This window comes from Pseudarthrobacter kochi (assembly GCF_055412805.1).
In genome coordinates, this window is record NZ_JBVAYV010000086.1 from 1 (window position 1) to 5,050 (window position 5,050).

The 5,050-nt window shown below is 63.8% G+C and carries 4 protein-coding genes and 2 pseudogenes; 1 reads left to right on the forward strand and 5 read right to left on the reverse strand.

The features are described from left to right. Positions 1-111: 111 nt before the first annotated feature. From ACZY0Y_RS19495 to ACZY0Y_RS19505, 3 genes and pseudogenes are all read right to left on the reverse strand, one after another. Positions 112-495 (reverse strand): annotated as a pseudogene (locus ACZY0Y_RS19495) (alcohol dehydrogenase catalytic domain-containing protein); the annotation flags it as partial. A gap of 222 nt (positions 496-717) precedes the next feature. Continuing rightward, positions 718-1,203: a glutathione peroxidase gene (locus tag ACZY0Y_RS19500; protein WP_463959888.1), complete on the reverse strand. Its 486-nt coding sequence runs from the start codon at positions 1,201-1,203 to the stop codon at positions 718-720. A 97-nt stretch (positions 1,204-1,300) separates the two neighbouring features. Further along, positions 1,301-2,728, reverse strand: coding sequence for a M23 family metallopeptidase (locus ACZY0Y_RS19505; protein ID WP_463959889.1), 1,428 nt, complete (start codon positions 2,726-2,728; stop codon positions 1,301-1,303). A 280-nt stretch (positions 2,729-3,008) separates the two neighbouring features. Here ACZY0Y_RS19505 and ACZY0Y_RS19510 point away from each other — a divergent pair. Continuing rightward, positions 3,009-3,311: pseudogene (locus ACZY0Y_RS19510) on the forward strand (oxygenase MpaB family protein); the annotation flags it as partial. Between the two features lie 134 nt (positions 3,312-3,445). Here ACZY0Y_RS19510 and ACZY0Y_RS19515 read toward each other — a convergent pair. Both ACZY0Y_RS19515 and ACZY0Y_RS19520 read right to left on the reverse strand, forming a co-directional pair. Continuing rightward, positions 3,446-4,288 (reverse strand): site-specific integrase, encoded by an 843-nt coding sequence (locus ACZY0Y_RS19515; protein ID WP_463959890.1) that lies wholly within the window; start codon positions 4,286-4,288, stop codon positions 3,446-3,448. A gap of 269 nt (positions 4,289-4,557) precedes the next feature. Beyond that, entirely contained in the window at positions 4,558-4,920 is a 363-nt protein-coding gene (locus tag ACZY0Y_RS19520) for a YqhA family protein (RefSeq protein WP_463959891.1), read from the reverse strand. Positions 4,921-5,050 lie beyond the last annotated feature (130 nt).

The window sequence follows — 5,050 nt, forward strand, 5'->3', positions numbered from 1 at the left end:
TGCCGCCGGCCACCGCGATGGCCAATTTCAAGACAAAAAACCAGCCGCAAACCGTGGCTGCCTAACTGACAAGAAACCACCCGACTGTCTCACATCCTTGACACACCTCAGACGGGCGGGGTTGACGTTCAGGCAGATACCGGTCTTGCGCTCCTTGCAGTTCCGGCAGCGTCCACAAGCGATGTTGAAGGGGACGGAACAGATGTCGCCCACTTTGATGAACTCGACGTCCGGGCCGACCTCCACGACCTCGCCGGTGATTTCGTGGCCCAGCACCAGGTCCGACGGGGCCGTGGTGCGGCCCCGGACCATGTGCTGGTCCGAACCGCAAATGTTCGTGGCAACGGTTTTAAGGATTACGCCATGGCGCACCGAACGGCCCACGTTGGCGGGGTTGACCCCCGGGCCGTCTTTGAGTTCGAAGCTGGGATAGTCAATGTCGATCAGTTCGACCTTGCCCGGCCCCTTGTAGGCAACGGCTTTGTTCCCTGTCATCACTTTCCTCCTGGTGTCACGGACCCCGATATGGGTGTCCAGTTGTGATTCACGAAGCGTGCTGATGCACCGTCCGCGGGCAGAAGTCGGCGCGACGCCAACGCACACAGGCGCGTCCGCGCCGTGGCTGTGCCCGGTCTATTTGGAAGGTCCGGCCAGTCTAGGCGGTAAGCATGCTTAGGGATAGAGGCCGTTGGCCCCTTGTGGTCCGGGAGCCGACTCTCAGCTGAGGGCGGACTGGACGGCTTCAATGACCTCGGGTGAGTCCGGCTCCACGGTGGGGGCGAAACGTGCCACCACGTCGCCGTCGCGGTTCACCAGGAACTTCTCGAAGTTCCATTTCACGAGTCCGGGCAGGAAGCCGTTCTTGAATTTGGTGAGCTCGGCGTACAGCGGGTGCTGGTTCTTGCCGCGGACGTCGGCTTTGGCCGTGAGCGGAAAGGTCACGCCGAAGTTCCGTTCGCAGAATTCAGCGATCTCGGCGTCGGCTGCGGGCTCCTGGCCTGCGAACTGGTTGCAGGGGACACCGAGCACTTGGAATCCCTGCTCGCGGAACTTGTTGTGGAGCGCCTCGAGTCCCGCGTACTGCGGCGTGAATCCGCACTGCGAAGCCACGTTGACCACCAGGACTACCTCCCCTTTGAACCGGCCAAAGTCCGTATCGGTGCCGTTGATAAGGGTGAGCGGAATGCTGTGAAGAGAGGTCATGGCAGGGTTCCTCGCGAAGTCGGTAGTGAAGTTCGTGTCCGGAAGTGGTCACGACTGTCCTTCGATACCAACGCGCGGGGGTATGGGTTTGTGCCTGCTACGGGCCAGGAGTCAGCGACGGGTTCGTGGACTCGGTGGGCGCCGGCGGCGCAGGTGCCACGGTGGGCTCCTGCGGCGGCGGCGGGGCCGGCTCAACGACGGGCGGCGGCGGGGCCGGCTCAACGACGGGCGGCGGCGGGGCCGGCTCAACGACGGGCGGCGGCGGGGCCGGCTCAACGACGGGCGGCGGTGGGGGCTCGACGACGGGCGGCGGCGGGGGCTCAACAACCGGCGGTGGGGGCTCGACGACGGGCGGCGGCGGGGGCTCAACAACCGGCGGTGGGGGCTCGACGACGGGCGGCGGCGGGGCCGGCTCAACGACCGGCGGCGGCAACGCCGGCGCGGTGGGCTCGGTCGACGGGGTCGACGTCGGCGGTTCCGGTGGTGGCGGCGCCGTGGTGCCGGGCTCCGAAGGCGGCGGTGTGTCGCTGGGCGGCTGGGGGCCCGTCGGCGCGGTGGTCGCGCTCGAAGAGTCGCCCGCCGGTTGGGTGGGTTCAAGTATGGGCGTATCGGACCTCGTCTTCGTCGGCGACAGCCCATCCCAGATGGACGGGGTGGGCGCGGCTGACGCGGACGTGAGGTACGGCGTTCGCGGCATCGCTGCGACGGGTGCTTCCTGCGAGCCGCCGGCGACTTCGTGCCTCCCGTCATCGGACACCGGGACAGCCCAGCCAAGGGTCGAGTTGGAAGGCAGACCGGCGTCGGGAGCGTAGCTGGTCATCTCGATGGTGCCCAGCTGGTCCGTCTGCACGATCGGAAGAAGTATCCAGTCGTGCGGGTTCCTGTGGGATCCGTTCAGGATGGTCTCAAAATGCAGGTGGCAGCCGGTGGAAGACCCGGTTGTTCCCACCCGCGCAATGACCTCGCCAACCCGGACCGAGTCACCCTTCTTGACGGCGATGGCCTCCAGGTGGTTGTAGGTGGTGATGAGCCCGTTGCCGTGATCGATTTCCACGCGGTTTCCGCCACCCCACGGGTGCCAGCCGACTGCCCGCACCACTCCGGCGTCGGCGGCGTAGACACGGGTGCCGCATTCGGCGGCATAGTCCTGGCCCCAGTGGAATTCGCCGGCTGACCCCGAGATGGGGCTGGTCCGCAGCCCGAAGGGTGAAGTCTCGTGAAGTGATTCGAGGGGAGCCATAAGGAAGCCTTCTGCCGGCCGTTTCAGCCCGGCTGACGCCACATTGAGCTCCCCGGGAACGCCGTCCCTGGACGTCGTCTGGACCGTTGACCGGGCGTAGGCCACGAGCGCCGTCGGGTCCGCGGTGAATGCTGACGTGGCGACGGCGCCCGTTCCCGCAGCCGTGGCAATGCCGGCAGCGGCCGGATCCAGGGTGCCTGGCCCCACGACGCCGGAGGCCGGGGCCTGGGACGGGACCACGGCGGCCCCGGTGCCGGACAGCCCTTGGACTCCGAAAGTCAGCACCGCCAAGGAGAGGCAAAAACCGCCGGACAGACATCGCACGGCAATGATCCGAGCTCTAGTTGCTTGCTCACTCGACGAGTTTCCCCAGTGTTTTCCCACGATGTGACTCCCGGATCCTGTTCGCCAGTCCCAAATTTCGCGGACCAACGTTCTTATGGGACCACAATCGAGGTGGCCTGTGAACCGTACAAAGTACCCCCCTTCAAAGTCGAGTGGTGGCCCAGTAGTACCGGGATCCGGGGCAAGTATCGGGCCTGGCGGCAGTGGGCGAGAATGGAGTATGCGCAACCTCCTCAGGGAATGGCAGGCAAAACTCAAACAGACCTTCACCGGGACCCGGGACACAGTCCCGGAGTGGGTGCCCCGGCTGGCGGAAGGCGACGATCCCGGTTACCACTTACCAGGCTCGGCGGTCTGGGCCGTCCATGGTGATATGCCAACGATTGTGGCGGGCATTCGGGCCCTCCTGATGCAGGCACTCCATCCCGCGGCACTGGCCGGCGTCCACGACCACTCCCTCTTCCGCTTCCGCTTCCGCGAGGATCCCCTGGGCCGGCTTGCCGGAACGATCCGCTGGATCTTCATGAGACATATCCACACGAGAACATTTCCCTTATTCCGCGCCGATTCGCGCTTGATCGAGCGCAGCTCACGTAGCTCGGACGCGGTCCGTGGGACGCTGAGTGTCCCCGTGGCTCACGGTTAGCTCCGGCTGAGCTAGACCCTGCGTGCCGTCCTCCTAGGGCGGTACTCGCGTGCTTCGTCTTTCTCGGCATCGATCTTGGCGTCTATCTCCGAGGTGTTTAGCCCGAGGATGACGAGCTGCTCGCGGATGTCCTCAAGGCTCATAGTCTCTCCGGCAGTCAGCACGGCAGCATGCCCACGAGCCGCAGACCTTTCCATGACACCCGACATGATTGCGGCAGCTTCCGACTTGCCTCTGTCCAGTGCGTGAGCGTAGACGTTCAGCGTGATCATGGGGTTGCGGTGTCCGAGCATGTCGGCAGCAACTAGCGCATCGACCCCGTTGCCGATGAGATGGCTGGCGGCGGTGTGCCTCGCCACGTAGCGGTGCTTGTGAGTCCAGCCCATGTCTTTGGCGATGTTTTGCCACAGGACAGTATCAGTGGAGACCGTGAGCTTCTTGCCGCCGGGACGGCGAAAACAGAAATCATGATGTTCACCCTCTTGATAAAACTCATCCCATTCACCACCAGCCGCCTCAAAGTCCGCCTTTTCCGCCACGAGAGCTAGCCTGTGGTCATCGAAACGGCCGACAACGTCCGGCGGGAGCTTCAGTTTCCGGGACCGTTTGCTCTTGGTCCGTGGCAGGTAGACGCCCTTATTGTCGAGCTGCCCCCGAATGGTCAGTTCACCCCACCTCTTTCCATCGATCCCGACGACGTTGAGGTTCACGTCCTTCCATCGGATCGCCATCGCCTCTGCTGGGCGCACTCCAAACGTCAATGCCAAATACCAGCGCAGGAACAAACGGTCACCCTTGATCATTAGGAGTAGGGCATCCAGCTCTTCCTCCTCATCCGGTAATGTCTTTCCCACCTGCACTGCATAGGTGGCAACTACCGCGGCTCACCCAAAGAGGGCAGAACGATACGCCCGACTAGCGGTCGCCCACCGGTCTGCGGGTCTCCCGACCCGAGCGTGTCCGATTTCGCGCATTGTCGTGTCCGGATGAGGCGACCAACTTGCCCGACGAGGTACCTTATCTGCGCCATCGTAGGTGCCTCGAGTCCGAGGTGTGGGTCTCGTGCATCCGGTAGCCCGGGCATGGATGGAATGTTTGGCAGATGCAATCCTGCAGCACGGCGTCAATGCGAACGGCGAAAGGTCGCGAAGACGAAAAGCAGGCCGCCGACGAGTGCGGTCGAGATGCCTAGGGCCAGGATCTCCTCGGGTGAGGGCTTGGAAATGAGGCGCTCCAAATATCGGACGGCCAGGACCAGGACCAGGGTGCCCGCTATCCGCCCCTTTAGATGATCAAAGGAGGTGGTGGTCAGCGACGGCGGAAGATCGAGGTCGTGCACGAACAGCTCCCAGACTCCAAAGCCGACGATGAGCAACACGGTCGCGATCAAGATGGAATCGATGCTCTCGAACAGTTTCACCAGGCCCGGATCAGAGGACAGGCCTTCTACGGCCAGGATGTGGACGAAAATCACTGCCTTGCCCATGAGGTGTGTCAAGGATGTGAGTGAGGTGTGTCAAGGATGTGAGACAGTCGGGTGGTTTCTTGTCAGTTAGGCAGCCACGGTTTGCGGCTGGTTTTTTGTCTTGAAATTGGCCATCGCGGTGGCCGGCGGC

Bases quoted from the DNA above. Each gene is read 5' to 3' on its own strand.
- ACZY0Y_RS19500 (WP_463959888.1), bottom strand. From the start codon at position 1,203: ATGACCTCTCTTCACAGCATTCCGCTCACCCTTATCAACGGCACCGAT.
- ACZY0Y_RS19520 (WP_463959891.1), bottom strand. From the start codon at position 4,920: ATGGGCAAGGCAGTGATTTTCGTCCACATCCTGGCCGTAGAAGGCCTG.